The sequence below is a fragment of the Paenibacillus sp. FSL K6-2524 genome (assembly GCF_038005525.1).
GTDB classification, from domain to species: Bacteria; Bacillota; Bacilli; order Paenibacillales; family Paenibacillaceae; genus Fontibacillus; species Fontibacillus anaericanus.
Genome location: NZ_JBBOSP010000001.1, coordinates 3,829,669 through 3,852,286, shown reverse-complemented (window position 1 = coordinate 3,852,286; position 22,618 = coordinate 3,829,669). Strand labels below are relative to the sequence as shown.

The 22,618-nt window shown below is 40.6% G+C and carries 19 protein-coding genes; 12 read left to right on the top strand and 7 right to left on the bottom strand.

The window, feature by feature from the left end; translation table 11 throughout:
• Positions 1–53: 53 nt before the first annotated feature.
• The 3 genes from NST85_RS17630 (at position 54) to NST85_RS17620 (ending at position 5,751) form a co-directional block, all read left to right on the top strand.
• Positions 54–1,067, top strand: a complete 1,014-nt coding sequence (locus NST85_RS17630; protein WP_341189974.1) for a LacI family DNA-binding transcriptional regulator — start codon at positions 54–56, stop codon at positions 1,065–1,067.
• A 109-nt stretch (positions 1,068–1,176) separates the two neighbouring features.
• Complete coding sequence (locus NST85_RS17625) at positions 1,177–2,517, top strand: glycoside hydrolase family 30 protein (protein ID WP_341189973.1); 1,341 nt, start codon at positions 1,177–1,179, stop codon at positions 2,515–2,517.
• A 12-nt stretch (positions 2,518–2,529) separates the two neighbouring features.
• Complete coding sequence (locus NST85_RS17620; protein WP_341189972.1) at positions 2,530–5,751, top strand: cellobiose phosphorylase; 3,222 nt, start codon at positions 2,530–2,532, stop codon at positions 5,749–5,751.
• Between the two features lie 65 nt (positions 5,752–5,816).
• Here the strand turns inward: NST85_RS17620 and NST85_RS17615 are convergent, their stop codons facing one another.
• The 5 genes from NST85_RS17615 to NST85_RS17595 form a co-directional block, all read right to left on the bottom strand.
• The gene (locus NST85_RS17615) at positions 5,817–6,233 is read right to left on the bottom strand and encodes a VOC family protein (protein WP_341189971.1); all 417 of its coding nucleotides are present in this window, start codon (positions 6,231–6,233) and stop codon (positions 5,817–5,819) included.
• Between the two features lie 95 nt (positions 6,234–6,328).
• The gene (locus tag NST85_RS17610; protein WP_341189970.1) at positions 6,329–8,020 is read right to left on the bottom strand and encodes a methyl-accepting chemotaxis protein; all 1,692 of its coding nucleotides are present in this window, start codon (positions 8,018–8,020) and stop codon (positions 6,329–6,331) included.
• A gap of 308 nt (positions 8,021–8,328) precedes the next feature.
• Positions 8,329–8,724, bottom strand: a complete 396-nt coding sequence (locus NST85_RS17605; protein WP_127190694.1) for a DUF2871 domain-containing protein — start codon at positions 8,722–8,724, stop codon at positions 8,329–8,331.
• A gap of 143 nt (positions 8,725–8,867) precedes the next feature.
• Positions 8,868–9,728 carry a hypothetical protein gene (locus tag NST85_RS17600; protein WP_127190693.1) on the bottom strand — a complete coding sequence of 287 codons (861 nt, stop codon included), beginning with the start codon at positions 9,726–9,728 and terminating at the stop codon, positions 8,868–8,870.
• Positions 9,721–10,179: a MarR family winged helix-turn-helix transcriptional regulator gene (locus NST85_RS17595; protein ID WP_127190692.1), complete on the bottom strand. Its 459-nt coding sequence runs from the start codon at positions 10,177–10,179 to the stop codon at positions 9,721–9,723. The genes NST85_RS17600 and NST85_RS17595 overlap by 8 nt, the downstream gene beginning before the upstream one ends.
• Before the next feature lie 139 nt (positions 10,180–10,318).
• Here NST85_RS17595 and NST85_RS17590 point away from each other — a divergent pair, with 139 nt between their 5' ends.
• The 9 genes from NST85_RS17590 to NST85_RS17550 all read left to right on the top strand — a co-directional run bounded on the left by NST85_RS17590 (position 10,319) and on the right by NST85_RS17550 (position 20,976).
• Entirely contained in the window at positions 10,319–11,416 is a 1,098-nt protein-coding gene (locus NST85_RS17590; protein WP_341189969.1) for a phosphotransferase, read from the top strand.
• Complete coding sequence (locus NST85_RS17585) at positions 11,416–12,504, top strand: winged helix DNA-binding domain-containing protein (RefSeq protein ID WP_341189968.1); 1,089 nt, start codon at positions 11,416–11,418, stop codon at positions 12,502–12,504. The genes NST85_RS17590 and NST85_RS17585 overlap by 1 nt, the downstream gene beginning before the upstream one ends.
• Before the next feature lie 131 nt (positions 12,505–12,635).
• Positions 12,636–13,400, top strand: coding sequence for a MerR family transcriptional regulator (locus tag NST85_RS17580; protein WP_341189967.1), 765 nt, complete (start codon positions 12,636–12,638; stop codon positions 13,398–13,400).
• Between the two features lie 2 nt (positions 13,401–13,402).
• Positions 13,403–14,059: a GNAT family N-acetyltransferase gene (locus NST85_RS17575; RefSeq protein ID WP_341189966.1), complete on the top strand. Its 657-nt coding sequence runs from the start codon at positions 13,403–13,405 to the stop codon at positions 14,057–14,059.
• Complete coding sequence (locus NST85_RS17570) at positions 14,043–15,065, top strand: alpha/beta hydrolase family protein (protein WP_341189965.1); 1,023 nt, start codon at positions 14,043–14,045, stop codon at positions 15,063–15,065. The genes NST85_RS17575 and NST85_RS17570 overlap by 17 nt, the downstream gene beginning before the upstream one ends.
• A gap of 185 nt (positions 15,066–15,250) precedes the next feature.
• Complete coding sequence (locus NST85_RS17565) at positions 15,251–18,034, top strand: endo-beta-N-acetylglucosaminidase (RefSeq protein WP_341189964.1); 2,784 nt, start codon at positions 15,251–15,253, stop codon at positions 18,032–18,034.
• A gap of 259 nt (positions 18,035–18,293) precedes the next feature.
• Positions 18,294–19,619 (top strand): SPFH domain-containing protein, encoded by a 1,326-nt coding sequence (locus tag NST85_RS17560; protein ID WP_341189963.1) that lies wholly within the window; start codon positions 18,294–18,296, stop codon positions 19,617–19,619.
• On the top strand, positions 19,616–20,356 hold the full coding sequence (locus NST85_RS17555; RefSeq protein ID WP_307395527.1) for a hypothetical protein: 741 nt from the start codon (positions 19,616–19,618) through the stop codon (positions 20,354–20,356). Before NST85_RS17560 ends, NST85_RS17555 begins: the two co-directional genes overlap by 4 nt.
• Positions 20,357–20,382: 26 nt before the next feature.
• Positions 20,383–20,976: a TFIIB-type zinc ribbon-containing protein gene (locus NST85_RS17550; protein ID WP_341189962.1), complete on the top strand. Its 594-nt coding sequence runs from the start codon at positions 20,383–20,385 to the stop codon at positions 20,974–20,976.
• A gap of 82 nt (positions 20,977–21,058) precedes the next feature.
• On the opposite strand, the gene NST85_RS17545 is transcribed toward NST85_RS17550, so the two are convergent.
• Entirely contained in the window at positions 21,059–21,955 is an 897-nt protein-coding gene (locus tag NST85_RS17545; protein WP_341189961.1) for a M23 family metallopeptidase, read from the bottom strand.
• Between the two features lie 73 nt (positions 21,956–22,028).
• On the bottom strand, positions 22,029–22,595 hold the full coding sequence (locus tag NST85_RS17540) for a GNAT family N-acetyltransferase (protein WP_341189960.1): 567 nt from the start codon (positions 22,593–22,595) through the stop codon (positions 22,029–22,031).
• Positions 22,596–22,618: the final 23 nt, after the last annotated feature.

Genomic DNA, 22,618 nt, shown 5'->3' with positions numbered 1-22,618 from the left:
CAATTAAACAATGTATCACATGCGATTTATTTGCAACAGGAGTGAATTCCCGATTGACAACTATTTATGATATTGCAAAGAAAACAGGTTACTCGCCCACAACAGTTTCTAAAGTATTCAACAATTATACAGATGTAAGAAAGCAGACTCGTCAGGCTATTTTACAAGCTGCTAAAGAGCTTGGTTATTTGCCTAACGCCCATGCACGTACATTAACTACCAAGAAATCTTGGACAATTGGTGTACTATTTGTTGAATCCTCAGGTATCGGAATGCAGCATCCCTTTTTCAGTGCAGTCATCGAGAGTTTCAAGCAAGCCGTCGTGAACAAAGGATATGCTCTAATGTTCATTTCCAAAGATGTCGGTGGGAAACAAAGCGGGTACTTGGAGAATTGCAAGATCAGAGGTGTAGATGGTGTAGTTGTCGTGCTGTCGGATTATGAAGATCCTTATTTCAGAGAGCTTCTGGACAGTGATATTCCATGTGTCATTCTGGATTATGAAACCTCACAAGCACATACCGTGTATTCTGACAACGAAAGAGGTAGTTATCTGGCCGTGGAGTATTTACATTCACTAGGCCATCGCAAAATTGCCCATATTTCAGGAGGGACTAATACCTTTGCTGGTTCTAAGCGTGAACAAGGGTATGAACTCGCGATCTCTAAGCTGAATTTAGAGAAGCAGGATTCGTATATAGTCAACGGCGGATTTTTCTCAATTGAAAGCGGCTACGCGGCAATGATGCAACTCTTGGATTTAGAGGATCGACCAACTGCTGTGTTTGCGGCGGGAGACCATTTAGCACTGGGTGCAGTGAGGGCTGCAAAGGAGCGGGGACTTCATATTCCCCAGGATTTGTCTATCATTGGTTTTGATAATATTGATCTATCTCAATATATCACTCCTGCATTAACGACGATTGGACAAGATACAGCACTTTTGGGAAATGAGGCTGCACAAATTCTGATCCGTTCTATAGATAACCCTTCAGATGCGGCTGAATCCATGATGTTACCTGTACGATTAGTCGTTAGGGATTCGTGTGGTATTGTTAACCATTAATTATTAGTTCCAAGAATCAAAAAAAGAGAAGAAAAAATTCCGAGGAATATTTTTTTAGGAATTTTCGAAACCGGTGTCGGACTATATGGGACAAGGAGTTGTTCGATTAATGAAGCAAGTTAAAATGATCGTAACTGCAAAAGATTCTGGTGAACGTTTAACAGATAAGGGGAGTGTCCCTGTTCTAAGCCGAACTTCAGGAGAAGTGGCGGATGTTGAACTAGATCTCAGTACGAAGTATCAGAGTGTAATTGGTTTTGGTGGCGCATTCACAGAATCTGCTGCTTACACCTTGTCTCGTGTAAGTGCGAAGAATCGGGAAAAAGTCATTCGCAGCTATTTCGATCCCACGGAAGGATTAGGTTATTCCATCGGGAGGGTACATATTCATAGCTGTGACTTTGCACTTGGAAACTATACGTATGTGGCCGATAACGATACAGAACTATCTACTTTTGACATATCACATGATCATCAATGGGTGTTACCGCTTATTAAAGACGCGATGAAGGTCAAAGGTGGAGCGTTCACCATGCTTGCTTCTCCTTGGAGTCCACCGGCATGGATGAAAACGAATGGAGAAATGAATAACGGTGGCCAACTTAAAGAAGAATACGCACATGTCTGGGCACGTTATTTCACTAAATTTATCGAAGCTTACGGAAAGGAAGGCATTCCTATCTGGGGCGTTACAGTACAAAATGAGCCCGCGGCAGTGCAAACATGGGATTCCTGTATTTACAGTGCAGAAGAAGAGCGTGATTTCATTAAAGATCATTTGGGTCCAATCATGCACAGTGAAGGCTATGAGGATGTTAAAATCCTGATCGTGGATCATAACCGCGACATTATAGTAGATCGAGCATCGGTAGTACTGTCAGATCCAGAAGCAGCAAAGTATGTCTGGGGCACGGGAATACATTGGTATGTGAGCGAGGAATTTGGAGAAGTTGGTAAGGTACATGAGCTATTCCCAGACAAACATCTGTTATTTACTGAAGGCTGCCAAGAGGGTGGGGTTAAGCTTGGTGAATGGTTTACAGGTGAAAGATATGGCCGAAATATGATTGGAGACCTAAACAACTGGATAGAAGGGTACTTGGATTGGAATATTGTACTTGATGAGGTGGGTGGACCCAATCATGTAGGCAACTATTGTGATGCGCCAATTATAGCGGACACGGTTACAGATACGATTCACTATAATAGCTCTTATTATTACATTGGACATTTCAGCAAGTATATCGCACCAGGTGCCATACGTATTGGTCAAACATCTAAGATTAACAGCTTACAAAGTACTGCGTTCTTAAATCCTGATGGCAGCATCGCAGTTGTAGTGATCAACGAAACTGATAATGTTCAAAAAGCTACTTTAGGTCTAGAAGAAAGTATGTTAGAGGTAGAGTTACAACCTCATTCCATTGCTACTTATATCATTACAAAATAGGAGTGAATTCACATGTCTAAGTATTATTATGAGAATAATTCATTTGTTATCGAACAATTTCATCAAGCCAAACCGTTCTCCAGTTTCTTACCGGGAATGGCGGGATTAAAGGGAATTCCAATGTGGACGTTCTATGTCAATCGGGGCCAAGCTGTATGTAGCTTCGGTATTCGCGACAAAAACTCCGCCATCATGGAATTCTCCCCTGCGAGCATTACGTACAAGAATGTAGCAGCCAATGGATTTCGGACTTTTATCAAGATACTAGGAAAAGATACCATCTACGAACCATTTCAATCGGCACGTCCTGATGCAGAAGCTTCTCGCTTGATGAGGATCTCTCCGAATGGACTTACAATCGAAGAAACTCATACGGGATATGGATTGAAGACCGTGGTGAATTACTTCAATTTACCCAATGATGATTACGCTGCTTTGGTCCGCCAGGTTGAAATTGTGAATATCGGCAAAGAACCAGTTGAATTGGAGCTAATGGATGGAATGCCGGAAATCCTTCCTTATGGTGTCGAGAATAGCGGATTTAAAGAGATCGGTAATTTACTGCGGAGCTGGATGGAAGTCTACAATCTTGAGAATGACATTCCGTTCTATCACGTCCGTTCGAGTACTGCAGATGAGGCCCGGGTAAGTGAAGTAACGAGTGGACATTTCTACCTATCCTTCACTGGAGAGGGTGAACGAATTGCGCCGATCGTTGATTTTGAAGTTGTGTTCGGTGGCAATACTTCGCTAATATATCCAGACCATTTTGCGATGACTTCGCTTGCAGAGCTTAAGGAGCAGCCACAATACCCTGTCAATAAAGTGCCTTGTGGTTTCAGTGGGGTTGCACAAAGACTTGCTCCAGGAGAAAGTCTATCCTTGAATACGATCATCGGTCATGTAAATGATATTGAGAAGATCAATGCCAAGGCAGACCTTTTATGCTCTGCAGACTATATTTCTCGTAAGCGAGAAGAGGCAGAGAGTTTAGTTGAAGAACTGACGACAGATATCGCTACGCAGACATCATCTGAATTATTTGACGCGTATGCAAAGCAGTCCTATATGGATAATTTCCTCCGTGGGGGTTACCCGTTTATTTTTGATAATGAAGGTGAAGGTTTCGTTGTACATCTTTACTCACGCAAACATGGTGATTTGGAACGTGATTACAATTTCTTCTCCATAGCACCGGAATACTACTCTCAAGGTAACGGGAATTTCCGGGATATGAACCAGAACCGCCGTAATGATGTGTTCTTTAACCCTAAGGTAGGAACGTTTAATATTAAAATGTTCTATAGTCTGATGCAGGCAGACGGATATAATCCACTTAGCGTGCAGGGGTGTAGCTTTAATGTTAAACCTGAGAATGAAGGTAAGCTACAAGAATGGATCAGAACTGCAGTAGCAGATCAGCACGAAGAAGTGTTGAAAGTGTGTAATGGTAAATTTACTCCGGGTAAAATTGTTAATTTCCTTGCGGATCATGAAGTTCAGCTTAATGTAACTGAAGAGCAATTACTGAGTGGTGTACTAGCTCTTTCTCAACAAAATTTTGAAGCTGGTTTCGGCGAAGGCTTCTGGAGTGATCATTGGACTTACAACATGGACTTAGTGGATGGTTACCTTGATATATTCCCAGACAAGAAGGAAGAGCTTTTGTTTGCAGACGAGACTTATGCCTTTTACGATAGTGCTGCTTACGTTCAACCACGTTCCAAGAAATATGTTATATTGCAGAACCAAGTTCGGCAGTATGATGCATTGATCGAAGACGAGGAAAAGTTAAAACGACTTGGGCGTAAAATGAACGATACGAACTGGTTACAAACCGAAGACGGCAAAGGGGAAGTGTATCATACCAACCTCTTTGTAAAAATGGTTTCATTGGCGCTTAATAAATTCTCAACCCTGGATCCTTATGGTATGGGCGTTGAAATGGAAGCGAATAAACCAGGGTGGAATGACGCAATGAATGGACTTCCTGGGTTGATTGGATCCGGGATGAGCGAGACTGTTGAATTGAAACGAATGGTGACCTTCTTATTGGAAAGTATGAAAGAATACGACGAGAAATCTATTCGCCTACCTGAAGAAATTGCAGATTTGTTTGAAGCGGTTCATGAAGCCGTTGTGAACAATCAAGATGGAAAGACAGATTCGTTCACTTATTGGGATGTGGTGGCCTCGGCACGTGAAGCTTATCGGGAACGCATTCGTTTCGGAATTACGGGAGTGGAACGTGAGGTTTCCTTGAAAGTAATCGAGGAAGGCTTCTCAGCATTTGCAGTTAAAATAGATGAAGGTATTTCGAAAGCCGTTGAGCTTGGCGATGGAATTGTTCCAACCTATTTCCGTTTTGAAGCTACAGAGTTTGAAGGGATGGTAGACGCGAACGGGAATCCAGTATTGAGTAGCAATGGACTACAGAGAGCCAAAGTGAAGAGCTTTGAAGTATATGCGTTGCCGCATTTCTTGGAAGGTCCTACTCGTTGGATGAAGACACTGAATGATCCACAGCAGGCGAAAAGTATTTATGACCGGATCAAGAAATCGGGGTTGTACGATAAAACGACCCAGATGTATCAAACATCCGTTAGTTTGGATTCAGAGTCCCATGAAATTGGACGTATGCGTGCTTTTACACCAGGCTGGCTTGAACGTGAATCGAATTTCCTTCATATGTCCTATAAATATTTGCTAGGAATATTGAAGGCAGGACTATATGAGGAGTATTTCGAGGATTTGAAGACATCACTTGTTCCTTTCCTTGATCCGACAGTATACGGTCGTAGTACCCTAGAGAATTCCTCGTTTATTGCGACGGGAAGCAATCCTGATCCTGAGGTGCATGGCAGAGGTTTCGTAGCTAGATTAAGTGGATCTACAGCAGAATTCCTCAGTATGTGGAGAAGTATGATGGCTGGCAAACACGTATTCACGGTACGTGATGGACAGTTAACACTTACACTTTCTCCGATATTACCAGGTTGGTTATTCGATGAGTCGGGTAAAGTGTCCTTTAAGTTCCTTGGAAGCACATTAGTGACATACAACAATTCCCGCCGAGCAGATACGTTTGGTGCCAATGCTGCTGTTATTAGTAGCATGAAACTGATTAAGCGTGATGGCACGGTTGTGAATTGTGATGGAGCTGTTATTCAAGGAGCAGATGCAATAGCCGTGCGTGATGGTGAAGTATCGGCGATCGAAGTTAACATGGAATAGTATGAAGTAATGAAGTAGGCTCAGTAATAAACGAAGAGACCTAGCAGCCGCTAGGTCTCTTTTGTTTATTCACTTGGATGGCTGAACTGCCATTCGATTCCGAATTTATCTTTTAGACTGCCGTAGCATTTACTGAAGAATGTTTCTTGAATTTCCATGCCTACCTTGCCGTCTTCTTTCAACTTGTTAAAGAATGATTTAAGTTCATCCTCATTTTTGCTGACAAAAGCAAGGCTGATATTATTTCCTTCTACAAAAGGCATACCAGGGAAGATATCAGAGAACATGACGTTACTACCGTTGATGTTAAGTCGTGTGTGCATGACTAAATCTTTTGCTTCGTCTGGAAGGGGGTATTCTGAATTAGGTGGCGTGTCTCCAAAGGTCATAATTTGCGGTTTCTCGGTTTCAAAGACCTGTGCGTAATACTCCACTGCTTCACGACAGTTTCCATTAAAGTTAATATAAACAACAACAGACATTTGCTTCATCCCTTCGAGTTTTAAATATAAATCATTAAGAATGATTTATTTTAAAATTGTATCATTTGCGCGTGGGAAAACAAAATCAGTTCAGCTTACAAAGTGAATTTGCTTACTAAGCTCTTTAGTTCTTTAGAAATTCCCGACAATGATTGTGAGGATGTCGTAATTTCTTCACTTGAAGCAAGCTGCTCTTCTGTCGATGCAGCTACTTGCTGTGACATATCCGCAGTCTGTTGTGCAATATGACCCATGTTGGCAATAGAAGCGGCAACTTCTTCCGAACTTGCGGCAAGCTGTTCGGTTGCTGCAGCAGTCTCTTGGACTCTCGTCGACACTTCTGTAGTCGATAATACGATCTCTTTAAACGCTTGTTCTGCATGTCCAACAGACAATACACCTTCTTGAACCTCAGCAAGACTATGGCTCATCGCAGTAACAGAAATCAGCGTATCTTGTTTAATGGATTCAATCAATTCAGTAATATTATGTGATGCTTCATCACTTTGAGTGGCCAGCTTGCGGATTTCTCCAGCAACAATCGCAAAACCTCGACCGTGTTCTCCTGCGCGTGCAGCCTCGATATTCGCATTTAGAGCTAGTAAATTCGTCTGAGCAGAAATTTGTCCGATTAAAGATGACATCACATTTATTTCTTCGGATTGTTGTTCAAGCTTATGAATAGTTTGACTTGCAATTTCTACAGAATCACTCAGCTTCTTCATTCGATCGGAAACGTCTAGGATTCTTTCGGAGCCAATAGTCGCTTGGGATGCAGCGTATTGGGACAATTCGGCTACCTCTCCGGCTGACTCAGCAATTCGTCCGACACCTTGTGCCATTTCATCAATTACCTTACCACATTCCAAAGCAGAGTTGGCTTGTTCTTCAGAACCAACGGCAACTTGTTGAATAGATTCCGCCACAAGCCGAGCAGCTTCCGAGTTCTGTTCCGAACTGGTGTACATTTGTAGAGATGCAGTGGCTACTGAGGTTGAAGAGTCTTGCATTTGCTTAACCGATTGTTGCAAATTGGCAACGGTTCGGTTGACGGCTTCCATCATCGTGCCAAACTCATCTTTGCGATTAATGACCATAGGTTTAACTGTCAAATCACCCGCAGCTATAAGATTCATCGTTGCTGTGGTAGCGATTAGTGGTTTGGTTAAATTTCGAGTAAGCAGCCATGCGAGAACTAAAATAACAATCAAGATGACAATCCCGATATAAAAAATGAGTGATGCCGTGCTAACGAATAAAGCTTGGCTATCCTTTTCACTTTGCTGGGCTCCATTATGATTGGTTTGGATTAAAGCATCGATCGTTTCTCTCATTTTATTAAAAGAAACATTGATTTCTTCAGCAATCTTAGTTTGTTCTTCGGCGCTACTCTTTCCCGAGAATAGGGTGTCCATGAGCTCTTTATATGTTGCCCAGACATTGGTGAGTTCCGTATACAATTTCTTGTCTTCTTCTGTGAAAATGGTAGATTGATATTTCACGATTCCATCATCAATTTGGAGAAATAGAGAGTCAATCCTAGTATTCAACTGTTCCAATTCCTGTGGATCAGTTGTAAGAGATTGTTTCAAATAACTACTTTCATATTGTTCCAAAGATAAGTTCACTTGGTCGATCGTTTGAATCCCGTACATCCATCGACTTGTTACGTCACTTGTGAAATCCCTCATCTTCGCCACTTGTGACAACCCCATATAGGCTAATAACGCTACAAATACTAATACAATTGAAAATGATCCGATAAGCTTGCTTCTGACTGAACGCATTTTGTTCCCCCTGATAAAGTAGATAGTTTTTGCATAAATAACCATATATAAATTGAGATCACATCATTAGTTAATCAATTTATGGTCCTATGGGTATCACATTCTACTATCGGTAACTGAATAATAAATATAAATAGGACTTTTATCACTAAAATGAACAAAATTATCGAGGTTGCATTTCTACATTCTGAAGAGTGAGAAGCGGCATTAGTTAATACAAGGGGATATAGCGAATGGAGGGTTTTGGAGGAGCGTAACTCAGAATAAATAAGGGCCCCTGGAATGAATGCCCAGAAGCCCACTTTTATTTATTTGATTCGTTTACCGAGGATAACAAGCAACCAGATTATTCCTGCACCTAGAATCGCATGACCTAATCCAGCGATATGTGGCAAGAAGCTAATATCCTCACCGTTAATTTGTAGCATGCCTCGAGTAGCCATAGTCCCGATCGTAATCAGCAAACCAAAGTTATAGACATAGAAAAATGCACCAAAGGATTTTGCTTCGTGTACATTAAATAACTTGGCCAAGATCAGAGTAATGATAAAGAAGATAAATCCTAACACCAAAATGTGAGTGTGAAGGGCAACTAATACGGTGTCCCCTGTGAAATCATTCATTTTTGTAATTTCGCGGTAGGCAACGCCTGCCAATAAACCAAGAATCACATAGAAAAAGGAAGTATAATATAATTTTTTCATGATCATGTCCCCTTTAAGATTATTGTTAATATTACTTGTTATCGTAAGAGTATCATCCAAATAAGAACGCAGTATGAACAAAATATTACAAGGTGAATACTATCACAAACTAAAGAAAATTTAAATAATATTCAGCGGAGGGATCAAACTATGTGTTTTAAAAATTTTACATTTAAAACAACTGAAATAATTCCTAGAATAACAAAGGAAACAACTAACCCGATAAGTTGACCTAGGGGTAATTCAATACCTAATTGGGTCTGCATAATAGTTTGTCCAATTACGCAAAGGCCAACGATTGTTAGTGGAATCAGTATCACAGGAACCAATCTGTAACCATAGCTATTTCTATTTAGTAGAAGAATTCCGCAGTAAACAGCAGATGGCAGAATAACGCCCAGATCAATGACAAACGTTGGTTCTGTTGTATAGATTTCAATAATCTCCATGGGTGCTCCTGTTATGATCGTTGGAATGATGAACATAAGCCATACTAGAACAGAGCATCCGGCAACGATGAGAAATATTCCAGTTCCTTTTAATGATCTCCCAGCTAGTTTCTCAGGTAGTTTGATTTCGGCGAAGATATACTTAAGTTCTATTATAAATAAAAATAACGTTGCTGAAAAAAGTAACAGATATAAAATAAATATCCGATTATATGTAACCCCAAAAGCAAGGCAAGTAGAATAATATAATAAACCTGCTAATAGTCCTGTATGTATTAGTTTCACTCTACTTCCTTTATTAAATAAAAATGTGGTTACACCAAAGAGTAACGCAACAAGGATCATGACGATATCTGTCCCTTTTGATGTTCCAACTTTTAGAATGGAATTGTAAGCATAAATTCCATCCCCATATAAAGTTACGGAGTCTCCATAAATATTCTGCACGACGAATGGTTGTCCTCCAGTGGTGTAGAATAAGCCAATAGAACTTACGATCAAAGTTAGTATGGTTATTATCAAAGATAGTGATTTTATTGCTTTGATTCTACTCATATAGTTCCTCTCCTTTTTTTATATGAATACAATTATCCATTAATTTCTCCAGCACTCGGGTTGTTGCCGTTAAATCGTCATTGTTTATATCTTTAAATAATTTCTTTGTTAGTTCTTCTCCGTACTTCTCATTTTGACTAAAATAATCAAAACTCTTCTTAGTTAACTGCACATTTAATGCTCTCGCATCCGAATTTGATTTGTGGATGGTGAGATAACCTTTACTTTCGAGAGGTAATAACATCTTTTTAACATTTTGCCTCGTCGTGCCGGTAAACTCGGAAATTTCATTTATGGCGGGGGACTTATTCTCCATATTAAAAATCATGATCATGAGAAACCATTGTTTCAGTGTTAAATCATCGAATAATTTATCACCGGTAATTTGAAGTTTATTTGCCAGTAACAATATGCTGCCAAATACATATTGCTGTTGTTGTACATTTCCCATAGTTGATTCTCCTCCTATTTGTTCAATAAGCAACCTATTGCCTATTTTATGCAACTGGTTGCTTATTTGCAGTGAAATTTGTCTCTAACTTAGCTTTATATGCAAAAGACTTGCGGCTATAGTAGAAGAAAGTATATATATGGATGGAAAGCTTGATTTTATGGAATATGTTGTTGAAAGGGATGAGGGAATGATTGAAGGCATGATAGAACGTTATTGGCCTATGTGGAGTGGCACGATACAAAAGGGAGCTAGTGGATGGAACAATACAACGTATTTTATCAAGAATAAAACCCGAAGCTGTGTGCTTCGTATTTATGATACCCATCAGGATCGAGATAAAGTTGAGTTTGAGCATGCGGTATTAGAATCTTTACAAGAGGCAAAGCTGAACGTTAAAGTTCCTGCACTGGTTAGAACACTTATGGGAGAGACGATTGTAAAGGTGGAAGATGGCAGTGGTAAATATGCTTGTCTGTTCGAATATATAGAAGGGAAGTCTCCGGTGGAGAGTAGTTCCATGATGATCTATTCATTCGGTGAAGCTGCAGGGGAATTATCAACTGCACTTGCCAAGATCAATCCAGCGGGAACTCCAGCTTATCGGCCGTATTATGAATTGCAGCAGTCGTATCCAAATTGCGACCGAGAGGTAGTCTTAAACTTTTGCGAAAATCCACCGGAAGCGTTCATTGATCTCCGCCAGAATCTACATACTTTAGGAGAGACTTACGAGGACATTTGCACTTCTCTATCAGGTCTGGCGAAACTTCCGAAGCAACTTGTTCATGGTGACCTTAATGAATCAAACCTACTGGTAGACTCGAAAGATGTTGGTAAAGTAACTGCACTGCTCGACTTTGAATTTTGTACATGGGATATAAGGGCGATGGAACCGGCTGTTATCATCTCGGGATTCCTCGGGCATGAAGAAGAAAGGGAATCCGTACGGCAATTTTGCAGTGCTTTTGGTAGAAAGATACAGTTATTACCGGAAGAAATTGCTGCGATCCCCGTGCTTATAACTCTGCGTATAGTTGATGTGTTTCTTCATTTTATGAGCCGTTATTTTAATGGAACAGATGAATCTAGCGTGCTGCGACAACAGGTGCAGATGTTAACTATCGACCTTAAGAAACTTTCGCATAGCAAGATGTGGATGGAAGAGGAGTTGAGGCTGCTCATGGATGACCGTTATCTGAGTGAGCCAACCTATAGTACTGGAGATGAACTGTGATGAACAACGTTATTGCTAATCGTCGCTTAGGTAATCAGCGTATTATTGGTTCGAAGCTCGTGAATCCTGAACAGGTAGTTAAAGAACTGGTTGCGATGCAAGCGCAGGATTACATGCAGGCTGTCTGGGCGATCGGTTTACGTACACTTTCTACTACTTTAGCGGATATTGAGTATGCCATAGCTGAGCGGAAAATTGTTCTGACTTGGGCGCTGCGAGGTACGATTCATTTTGTCCCCCCGGCAGATGTGAAATGGTTGGTTCAGCTTTCGGCCTCGCGTGTTCTGGGGCTGGGGAAGAAAAGGTTGGTACAGTTGGAAGTGGATGATAGAACTCTTGCGCGTTGCAGAGAAATCATATATGGAGCATTGAATGGACATCAACAGGTGACTCGAGCTGAGTTGCTGCAATTATTAGAGAAGGATGGTATCACAACAACGGACCAACGTGGCTATGCAATATTATGGAGTTTATCGTATGAGGGTTTGATTTGTTTTGGTCCTAAGAATGGTAAACAGCAAACTTTTGTTTTGCTAGACGAGTGGGTTCCGAAAACACGAGAGTTGTCTTTAGAAGAATCTATAGCTGAGCTTGCGTTGCGGTATTTTACGGCACATGGACCTGCAACGATTCAAGATTTCGCTTGGTGGGCAGGAATAACACTTACAGATGCTAGAATAGGTCATGAGGAAGTTAAACGCAAGCTTCATTCCGAACATATAGATGGAAGTCAGTACTGGATGTCCCAAGATGCAACTGTTCAAATATCCGAAGATTCAGGTGTTCAACTGCTTCCGGGATTTGATGAATATATCCTTGGTTATAAAGACCGCAGTGCAGTGCTTGCGCCTGAATATGCTCCCTTGATAGTCCCAGGCAATAATGGAGTGTTCCAACCAACCCTTGTCGCTGGAGGTAAGGTTATCGGTACGTGGAAACGAACGATTAAGAAAAAAGGGGTTGAGGTTTCCGTTATTCCGTTTGAGCATCTTGGTGAGCGAGAAGAGACGGTGATTATGGCTGCTGAACGGTATGCCGAGTTCATGGGGGTTCCGTTATCGAAGCTTGTTTTTGACGAGAAGGAATAATAATAAGATATAAGAAGAGATGGTCTTTTGAAGACTATCTTTTTTTTTGAATATACAATAAATTTCTGTTTACATTAGGTCAGACCTAGGGTTTATAGTTAGCGTATAAACCAATGGATTGGAGTTTTGTAATGAAAGAGTATATAACCATTAGTGAGCTTTCCAAGCTCATGAATGTATCGGTTCATCAAATTCGTTATTTTGAAGAAAAGGGAGTCCTTTACCCTGCATATACGGACACGAATCAATACCGAATGTATGGCATTCCTGAAATTTATCAATTGTCTCATGTTCTGCTGCTCCGCAAACTTAATATACCTGTTCAACAAATTAAAGAGTCCGTTATGTCATATTCCACCGAGGATTATCGTCACCTTTTAGAAATATCACTAAGAGATATTGAAGCTGAAATTGATCAATTAATTCAACTGAAGCAATTTATTCAGAGGACACTTAAAGAACACAATGAAACGCAAAACACGCCCAAAGAAAATTACGAAGTTAAATACGTGGAAACTCGATTTATGAACAAGTGGATTGAATTTAGTGAAGAAGAACAAATCAATGCGAGAAATCTGTATGAAAAAAGAGGGCACTTAACTAACTTATTTGAATCTGATCTACATTATTTATATGCGGACGATAAAATTACCCTGTGTTTTGAATCTAATGAATCAACAGACATGCGTTTGGAAAAAGGGAAATACCTCACTAAAAGGTTCCTTGTAACAGAAGAAAACGATATTTTAGAAGAAATAAACAAGCTACATGAGGCTCAAACGGAAAAGCAGTACGCTTCTTTAGGGCCAATTGTATTGATTGAAAGATCGTACCTATCCATGTTTGATAATCATAACCTTATCTATGAAATACAAGTAAAAATCAGTGAGGTATGAATATGAGAAATATAGTCATCGTCCCATATCAAAGAGAGGATTATGAAAGTATTTGCCGCCTGTTAGTGAAGTCATTTCAAGGAAAGTTTCATTCACTGGTCCAATTAGATGATGAGGATATTATCAAATTACTCAGCAAGATTTGGTTGAATGAATCAGAATGCGTATCAGAGAAACAAATGGTAGTGAAGGAAGATGGGGAACTGGTAGGTACGATTTTTTTGAAATGGAAAGATGAAAGTTCACCCCCGAAGATATCAACTAATTACAATTCTAGGGCTCTTTTTAAACAATTCGGCTTCATCACTGTTTGTAAATTTCTAATCGGAATGGGTATGCTAGAGTACAAACCTCAAGAGCAGGAATGTTACATCGAACACATTGCCATTCATTCAATGTATCGCAATCAAGGGATGGGCAAACTTGTACTAACTTGGGCTAAAGATTTCGTCCAGCAGCATCCTGAATTTGAGAAATTGACTCTGTTTGTGTCAGGTAAGAATAACAATGCGATTCATTTATATGAAAAGGCTGGATTCCATATCGAGAAATCAAAGTATAATTTTAAAAGACATCTTTTCTTTCAAGAGCCCCTTTGGCACTTAATGACGTGGAGAAGCAAAAATGCTGGGGGTGAGGCAATTGAAAAAACGTTCTAAATATATAATAGCTGCAACGATTGTTGTGTTTGTTACTCTTGGATTCCTATTCATACAGCAAAATACTTTTAAAATGATTGAACAGAAAATAGAAATTCAAACTCCGAATGGTGTTTTAAAGGGTACGTTAGCATTACCAACAGATTATGCTGGGGAAATAGGTCTTGTGGTATTTGTTCATGGAGATGGTGAGATTAATGATACTTATGATGGTGGATATAAGCCTTTGTGGGAGAAGTTCGCCTCCGTTGGGTATGCATCATTATCTTGGAGTAAGCCAGGAATTCATGGTTCTGAAGGGAATTGGCTAGACCAAAGTATGGACGATCGTGCCGAGGAAGTTATTCAGGCGATAAACTGGGCCAAATCTCTACCTATGATTGACGATACAAGAATCGGTCTATGGGGGGCAAGCCAAGCGGGTTGGGTCATTCCGAAGGTTGTCAAAGAGGAGAGAGAAATCGCCTTCAATATTCTTGTCTCACCTGCTATAAATTGGATCTCCCAGGGAAAATACAATACAAGCAAAAGTTTGGAAAGGGAAGGATACACTAAAGAAGAGATAGAAGAAGTAGAACAATATGATAATCAAGTTTTAGACTTATTGAATTCACAATCTTCCTATGACGAATATCTCAAAATGGCTCATCAAGATCGTTTGATTTCAGAAGAAAGATGGAGTTTTATTAAAAAGAATTATCAATCTGATACTACAGAGGAACTTAAATATTTTAATTCACCCGTTCATCTCGTCTTAGGTGGTCAGGATATTAATGTAGATGTTAACAATACGGAGCTTGTGTATCGACAAAATGTACAATCTGATCATTTATCCGTATTCATTTTGCCTGATGCAGATCATTCCATGCTAAAAAAGGATATAGCTACTTCTACATGGCGCACTTATCTGACAGCTATTTTCTTTCCTAGAAAACTTTCTGATGACAAGTATCTGAGTGATTTAACTCAATTTGTTTCGCAAATGGCACCCAAACCCGGCATTTAGCTTTATAATTGATGAGATTTTTATTAGGAAATTACAATGAGAGTAGGAGTAGGCTGAACAGAGCCTATTCCTTTTGTGTGTATATCTTTAGTTTATCCATCATGATCTAGTATTTTTCAACTTGTGCAAGGAAGCGCTTACTTGGGACAATAGATATGTAATAAGCGGATACGAGGAGGGTATTTATGAAGAAAATTAAACCAAACTATTTCTCAAGAAGCCAGTGGAAGAAAAAGTGCGCGCTGCTGGCAGGTTCAACGCTGTTGGCTGTATCGCTATTCGCATTTGCAGATCAGGTAGAAGCTGCTCAGCCGCATTCATCCTATTGGTACCCGAACACTCTTCTAAAGTGGTCTCCGGACAAAGATCCTGATGCCATATATAACCGAGGATCAGTAAAACTGCAGGAGGGACGTGTGACCGGAGCCAAGGTGAATGAGCATGCCAAAGTGGAGCCGAAAGTGATTGCTTTGTCTTCTATGTATTCAAGTACGAGCGGAGCGCCTTCTCAAGGGTCGGAACAGTTTCATACGTATACGTTTAGTTACTGGCAATATATCGATAAACTAGTGATGTGGGGAGGTTCGGCTGGTGAGGGATTGATTGTGCCGCCAAGTGCAGACGTTATCGATGCTGCTCATAAAAACGGCGTCCCGGTTTATGGAACCGTTTTCTTGCCGCAAACCGAGCATGGCGGTAAAATCGATTGGATGCATGACTTACTGGCACAGCGTGAGGACGGTTCATTTCCAGTAGGGGATAAACTCATCGAGGTAGCGAACTACTATGGATTCGACGGCTGGTTCATTAATCAGGAGACTCAAGGGGGAACGCCGCAGGATGCCCAGAACATGGAGAAGTTTCTCAAGTATTTGCAACAAATAAAAGGTCCAGAGATGGAAATTATTTGGTATGACTCGATGGTTGACGAAGGTCCAGTCAAGTGGCAGGGCTCATTAACTGATAAGAACAAAATGTTTTTTCAAGACAAGGAACAGCGCGTCTCAGATAACTTGTTTATCGATTTTCGTTGGCAGTACAAGGACGAGAAGAACGGAAAGTATGATTACATTACACCTTATTTGAATTCACCTGCGAAAGCGAAAGAGTTAGGCCGCAGCCCGTATGACTTATATGCTGGTATCGATGTAGAAGCTGAAGGATATGAAGGCAGTTATAACTGGCCACTGTTATTCCCGGATGGTAAAGCGGCGACAACATCACTCGGAATCTATCGGCCGGATTGGGCATTCAATAGCTCCAAGAATAATGAAGAATATATGGAGAAAGAACAAATATTTTGGGTTGGAAATAATAAAAACCCAGAGCAAACAGACCTGCCGGAAGGTGCAGATCCCCTTTCATGGAGAGGAATTGCGCATGATATTGTAGACAAGACCGTACTGACAGGCTCCGAGTTTATAACTCACTTTAATACAGGCAATGGCCATATGTACGCCGTTAATGGCAAAGTTATGCGCGATACGGACTGGAGCAACCGTAGCTTGCAGGATATATTGCCAACTTGGCGCTGGATTACGGAAACCGTAGGAAGTGGAAGCCTTAAACCAAGCTTTGATTTTAGTAAAGCATACTATGGTGGCAGCTCATTGAAGGTGGAAGGTGTTCTAAAGAAGGACTCCTCAACCCATCTAAAGCTGTACAAAGCAAATATGCCAGTAGAAGCAACAACAGAATTGTCTGTTATTTATCAGGCTAACTCCGATGCGGGTAAAGTAAAGATAGGTGCCGCTTTTTCTGATGCGCCTGACCAATATGTATTTTTTGAACCGAAGAAGTGGGAAAAAGTAGGAGAGGATGGGGTCTGGAGACAAGGAAGTGTTCCATTAGATCAATATAAAGGACGTAAGATCGTAGGAATATCGTTGAAGTTTGAGGCGACGAAGGCGAAAGCGGATTATGTTGCCCATATCGGACTGTTATCTGTAACAAGTACGATGGATCAAGCTAACGCCAAAAAGGTGAAGGCTGTGACAGCGTTGACGGTAACGGAGAATGAGTTCCGTGACGGGATTTATGGGGACGCCCGTTTAACATGGAATGAGCCCGAAGATCATTCTGATGTGTTATATTATCAGGTCTATCGTGTCCAACCGGATGGTAAATATAATCTGATAGGGACGACAGGTAATAACGTGTATTATGTACCTGAAATGAAGCGATTGGACAAAGAATTATCTACGAAAATGGTAGTAATTCCAGTGAGTCGGCATTATCAACAAGGCAAAGGAGCTGCTGTAAGCTTCAATTGGCCAAAGTATCCGCAACCGATCGCGGCTTTTGAAGCGGAACAAACCTTAATAGCTCCCGGCGACACGGTTCAATTGACGGATCTATCTTCCGAGGTAACGGAACAATGGAACTGGAGCTTTCCAGGTGGTGAGCCGTCGTCCAGCACGGAGCGTAATCCGAAAGTTACTTATGGAGAAGAAGGCAATTACGAAATTACGTTAACAGCCAAAAATAGTGTTGGTGAAAATGTGTTGAAGAAGAAATTGATTACCGTAACAAAAGAAGCGGCAAACGGTATCGTTAACTTGGCTCTTGGCAAGACGGCGAGTGCTTCCAGCTTTGTAAATGAGAACGAAGGTCCGAAGTTTGCACTTGACACTGATGGCAAGACGAAGTGGTGCGCGGTGGGCGACGCTCCGCATACATTGACGGTTGATCTTAGTACTGAGCACAAAATTAGCGAATTTATAATTAAACATGCAGAAACGGGCGGCGAACCAGCGGCGTTTAATACCCGTGAATTTAAAATTCAGTATAGTAGTGACGGAGAGAAATGGATCGATGCGGTAAGTGTCAATGATAATACGAAAGGCGTAAGTAAACATGCAATCGAGTTGACTTCAGCTCGTTATGTGCGCCTCGTTATTGCAAAACCTACGCAAGGTGGAGACACGGCAGCAAGAATTTACGGCTTTGAAGTAATGGGGTTGAAATAGCCCATAGCGAATAGGGTGTTTCATGGGCTAGATACTCATTATGTATAGTTATAACAGGGGGGAAGTGGCTTATAATGCACTTCCTTTTTGTTTTTTAATGGGAATAGATATCGATATAGTTGGTTGAAAATGGTGTCTAGAAAGATGCTAGAGGCAGGATTTACCTAACAAATGTAGAATAAAGACTTACAGGATTGGCAATTACGGAACAGGTTCCGACCTCTTTCGATAAATTATTCTTAAAAGTGGGGAATTAGAAATGGCACTTATTGATGTAATCAAATATGAAGGATCCCCGGATGTATTCGCATGGAAACATCCTGAAGCAGAATTAGGGACATGGACCCAACTGATTGTGAATCAGTCCCAAGAGGCGATTCTCTTCAAAGATGGTAAAGCACTTGATTTATATGGCGCTGGACGTCATACGTTAAGCACAGCTAACATCCCGATATTGAACAACATTATCAATTTACCGTTTGGAGGAGAATCTCCGTTTGCGGCTGAAGTTTGGTATGTCAACAAAGTGAGTTCGCTCGATGTGAAGTGGGGAACCGCTAACCCGATTCAATTACAAGACCCAAAATATAATATCATCGTGCCAGTGAGAGCTTTTGGTCAGTTTGGTATTCGCATTGAAGATTCACGCAAGTTTTTGCTTAAGTTAGTAGGGACAATGCATGAGTTCAATCAAGCGAATTTAGTGAATTACTTCCGCGGCTTACTTATTATGAATATTAACTCGATGCTTACATCGTATCTGGTTCAGAAGAGAATTAGTGTATTAGAGATTAATGCCTTTATCGGAGAAATGTCCACTCATTTCGAGTCCATTATTGCTCCCGTACTAGCGGAATACGGCATTCAAGTACTAAATTTGTATATTCAAAATGTGAATCTTCCTGAAGATGATCCTTCCGTCATACGGTTAAGAGATGCTTTGGCACGTAGAGCGGAAATGGATATTATCGGTTATACATATCAGCAAGAGCGCACATTCGATACTTTGGAAGGTGCAGCGAAGAATGAAGGAAGCATGCAGTCCGGCCTTATGGGGGCGGGTATTGGAATGGGAATGGGATATGGAGTCGGAGCTCCTTTAGGCAATGAAATGTCTCAAATGTCAAAAGTAATTAATACAGGGGACAAGTCACAATTTGATATTTGTTCAAGTTGTCAGCATGCAAATCTTAAAGAATCCACATTTTGCAGTAGTTGTGGTAAACCGTTAGCTGAATTAACTAAGCAAGCAACAAAGGATACGGTTGCTAAGTGTAATATTTGTGGATTACCTCTACTCGAAGGCTCGAAATTCTGTGCGGGTTGTGGTGATAAATATTGCGCTTGTCCGAAATGCGGTGCAGATAATACAGAGGATAGCCTGGAATGTGTCAATTGCAAAGAAACTTTGCCTAGACGGTGTCCGAAATGCAGTCAGCTAGTATCGAATGAAACTAAATTTTGTGGGAATTGCGGTGAAAACCTCGTTCTAAAATGCAGGAGTTGTCAGCATGAAGTGAAACCAAATCAGAAGTTTTGCCTGGAATGTGGGTGTAACCTGCTAGATGGGGGTAACGCTCAATGACAATAAATCGGTATGGGACAAGGATTACATTGGTCTTATACTTAGTGGGATTGGTCTCTACATGGATTGTTTTTATGACGCTTTTAGATAACAGTAATTCTTTGGGATCATTCTGGATTTCTCTCTCGGCTGTACTTTTAGCTGAAACGCTTTTGTGGCTATATGCCAGTTATTTGTTCCCTAATCTAGATCGTGTTAAGCGTAATTTACCTGGTTATCTGGGTTTAGGTGTTGTAATCTTGTCCTATTTGATAGTAGTGTTCGTTTATTCATTCTTTACTGGATTTTCCGATCTTGCTTTGTCAGGATATATATTGATTCATTCTATAACCCTTGCTTGTACAATCATCGCTAGCGGACTGATCCTGCTATATCTAAAATCTACTATGGATCATGAAGAAGATACGAGGTCACAGCTTGTAAATTTGCATGAGATTGAATCCGCTTTGAAAGAAGTACAACTGATGATTAAATCTATGAAAGATCCACAGGTCAAAGAGATGGAGTCCATCATTGCGGCGTTGATTGAGAAGGTTCACTATAGTGACCCGGTTATACCAAGGTCCATCTTACATATGGATCATGAACTGATAAATCACATCTATCTATTAGAAGAAAAGGTTACGGGTATGGCTTCTGGTAATCAAGAACATTCATTCAAAATGATCGTTCATCATCTCCATGATCTCACACGTCGTCTTGCCCATCGTAATGAACAGGTGCTACTAGCGAAATAGGAAGTAAAATTCAGGAGGTTTATCGATTGAAAAAAGTAATTGCTATATTGATGATGATGTTCTCTGCATTTTTCTTACTCATGTTTTTAATCATGACACTAGTGCTGTTATCGGAGTTTTCCTTAAGCACATTTATTTTCTTAATCTTCATATTATTTATTCCGGGTGGTTTATTGCTGATTGGAAGTATCAAGCTATTAGAAAGTTCCAAAAAGGCGGCAACCCAACGTTCTGCACAGAATCTATCCTGGCAGTCTACCCAGTCAGATTCAGGTACATCCTTTAATCCGTTTGATGCAGCATCGGTAAATGACTTCGTGCAGGAGCAACTGAAACATGGAGATACCAAAACTGTAAAGACTTCAAACGGATCAACCCAAACGGTATTTACTACTACTTCTTCAACGACCTCTTCTTCTTCAGATGTAGATGGTCAGCAATTTAATGAAGTATTTAATTCGTTCTTTGGTGGTCAGGGTGGTTTTACTGCAGGTGCGGTAGCTCCTAAAGATCCCGTGTCTGTTGACTGCCCAGGATGTGGTTCCAAGACGACTGTATATCCGACACAATCAACGAATTGTGAGTTTTGTGGTACTGTAGTGCAATATCAGGAAAAGTAAAATTCACAAGCGTATGCTTAATAAAAGGTCATAGGATTTAACGGTGTTGTAATAATACCCGTTAATCCTATGACCTTTTTCATTATTTTGTCAGCTCCCGAGTCACTACGGTCCCTTTTTGTGGCATGGGATCCGCATCCGTGTCTTGAAAATAAAGAGGAAGACCTTCGGCTAAAATGGGATGGAGGGTTTGAATTGGATTTTGCCGTTGATGATGAATGTGTAAATGAGGTTCCGAAGTAGAGCCGCTGTTTCCGACTCGACCGAGTACATCTCCCGGTTGCACATCATCTCCAACCTTAACCGTAACGCTATCTTTCTTTAGATGATTGAGTAATAGATAGGTCCCCGTCCTCTCCATTTGCAGGTAAACATGATTCCCTTCCATGGAAAGTACATCTTCCGATCCTGGCATAATATCAGCTTCGTCGTCGTAAGCTGCAATGACGGTTCCGAAAACGGGGGAAAGGACTTCTTCATTCCAGATGCCATAATCTTCGAGATGGGTACTCCCTGTATTATAAGGTTCCATGACTAAGTCATATGCCCATCGTTCAGACGGCCATATCACGTGAGGTAAGTTGGAATGGATAGAGTCACCACCCCAGCCCACCACGGTTGGTTCAGCTAACGGCCAGTTAACAGTAATAGCAGGCTCAACTTTTTGAACAAGGGCCGGATACGGAAGTTGGACGAGATTCATAGTCAATACAAGATGCAGTGCAAAGATCGCACTTACAAGCAAACCGACAAGTGTGTTCAAGATATTTTTCTTTTTAAAGATAAAAACGACGAGTAGAATCAGATTCAATAGAATACCTGCCAACCCTAAAAAGGGAAATACTAATTTAAGAGCAAACCAGGCATATGCACCTGGTAAGCCATTAATCCCATATACTACAATCCATGTTAGAACAATGACGGCGATGAGTGAAATATTAATAAATGTGTATTTCTGTGATTTTTTATCGTTTTTCATGGGTAGCTCCATTCATCAGTTATGGATGTTCTCCTCTAATATGACGAATCAAATTGGATAACCCATGCAATTGTTATATGATTATTTCATAGTCTCTCTTCAGAATGGACATCATGATTCCGTCCTCTAGTTTGCCTTTGATTAAATCCCGCTCCCTAACTATTCCCTCGTGTACAAAATTAAGCTTCTTCAGTACTTTGACAGATGCATCATTACCAGGTGTTATTGTAGCTTCAATCCTGTTTAGATTCATAGCCGTAAATCCATATTCAATAACTGCTCCCAATGCTTCTGTTGCATAACCTTTGCCCCACTTAGATTGAGCGATATCATAACCGATTTCTGCCCGTCTAGCTCCATCATCAAAACTCCCCATGTTGCAGGTTCCGATTAATTGGTTGGTCTCTTTTAAAATTATTCCCCACGTGATCTCTTCATTTTCTTCTAGTTCGTTCTTAAATCTAGCAATAAATTTAAGTGCTTGTTCTATGGATGTTAACGGGTGAAAATAATCAAACTTTGCTACTTCTGCATCACTAAGCACTTCATATAATTGCTCCACATCCGTATCTTCAACTAACCTAAGAAGTAATCTATCCGTCTCTAATGTTGGGAATGGTACAAAACTCTTGTTTATCATCGAGTTCACTCTCCTTCTCAAAG

What these genes read in the sequence shown, in the direction of transcription:
- NST85_RS17625 (WP_341189973.1), top strand. Translation starts at nt 1,177, where the DNA reads ATGAAGCAAGTTAAAATGATCGTAACTGCAAAAGATTCTGGTGAACGT.
- NST85_RS17620 (WP_341189972.1), top strand. Translation starts at nt 2,530, where the DNA reads ATGTCTAAGTATTATTATGAGAATAATTCATTTGTTATCGAACAATTT.
- NST85_RS17615 (WP_341189971.1), bottom strand. Translation starts at nt 6,233, where the DNA reads ATGTCTGTTGTTGTTTATATTAACTTTAATGGAAACTGTCGTGAAGCA.
- NST85_RS17610 (WP_341189970.1), bottom strand. Translation starts at nt 8,020, where the DNA reads ATGCGTTCAGTCAGAAGCAAGCTTATCGGATCATTTTCAATTGTATTA.
- NST85_RS17605 (WP_127190694.1), bottom strand. Translation starts at nt 8,724, where the DNA reads ATGAAAAAATTATATTATACTTCCTTTTTCTATGTGATTCTTGGTTTA.
- NST85_RS17600 (WP_127190693.1), bottom strand. Translation starts at nt 9,728, where the DNA reads ATGAGTAGAATCAAAGCAATAAAATCACTATCTTTGATAATAACCATA.
- NST85_RS17595 (WP_127190692.1), bottom strand. Translation starts at nt 10,179, where the DNA reads ATGGGAAATGTACAACAACAGCAATATGTATTTGGCAGCATATTGTTA.
- NST85_RS17590 (WP_341189969.1), top strand. Translation starts at nt 10,319, where the DNA reads ATGGATGGAAAGCTTGATTTTATGGAATATGTTGTTGAAAGGGATGAG.
- NST85_RS17585 (WP_341189968.1), top strand. Translation starts at nt 11,416, where the DNA reads ATGAACAACGTTATTGCTAATCGTCGCTTAGGTAATCAGCGTATTATT.
- NST85_RS17580 (WP_341189967.1), top strand. Translation starts at nt 12,636, where the DNA reads ATGAAAGAGTATATAACCATTAGTGAGCTTTCCAAGCTCATGAATGTA.
- NST85_RS17575 (WP_341189966.1), top strand. Translation starts at nt 13,403, where the DNA reads ATGAGAAATATAGTCATCGTCCCATATCAAAGAGAGGATTATGAAAGT.
- NST85_RS17565 (WP_341189964.1), top strand. Translation starts at nt 15,251, where the DNA reads ATGAAGAAAATTAAACCAAACTATTTCTCAAGAAGCCAGTGGAAGAAA.
- NST85_RS17560 (WP_341189963.1), top strand. Translation starts at nt 18,294, where the DNA reads ATGGCACTTATTGATGTAATCAAATATGAAGGATCCCCGGATGTATTC.
- NST85_RS17555 (WP_307395527.1), top strand. Translation starts at nt 19,616, where the DNA reads ATGACAATAAATCGGTATGGGACAAGGATTACATTGGTCTTATACTTA.
- NST85_RS17545 (WP_341189961.1), bottom strand. Translation starts at nt 21,955, where the DNA reads ATGAAAAACGATAAAAAATCACAGAAATACACATTTATTAATATTTCA.
- NST85_RS17540 (WP_341189960.1), bottom strand. Translation starts at nt 22,595, where the DNA reads ATGATAAACAAGAGTTTTGTACCATTCCCAACATTAGAGACGGATAGA.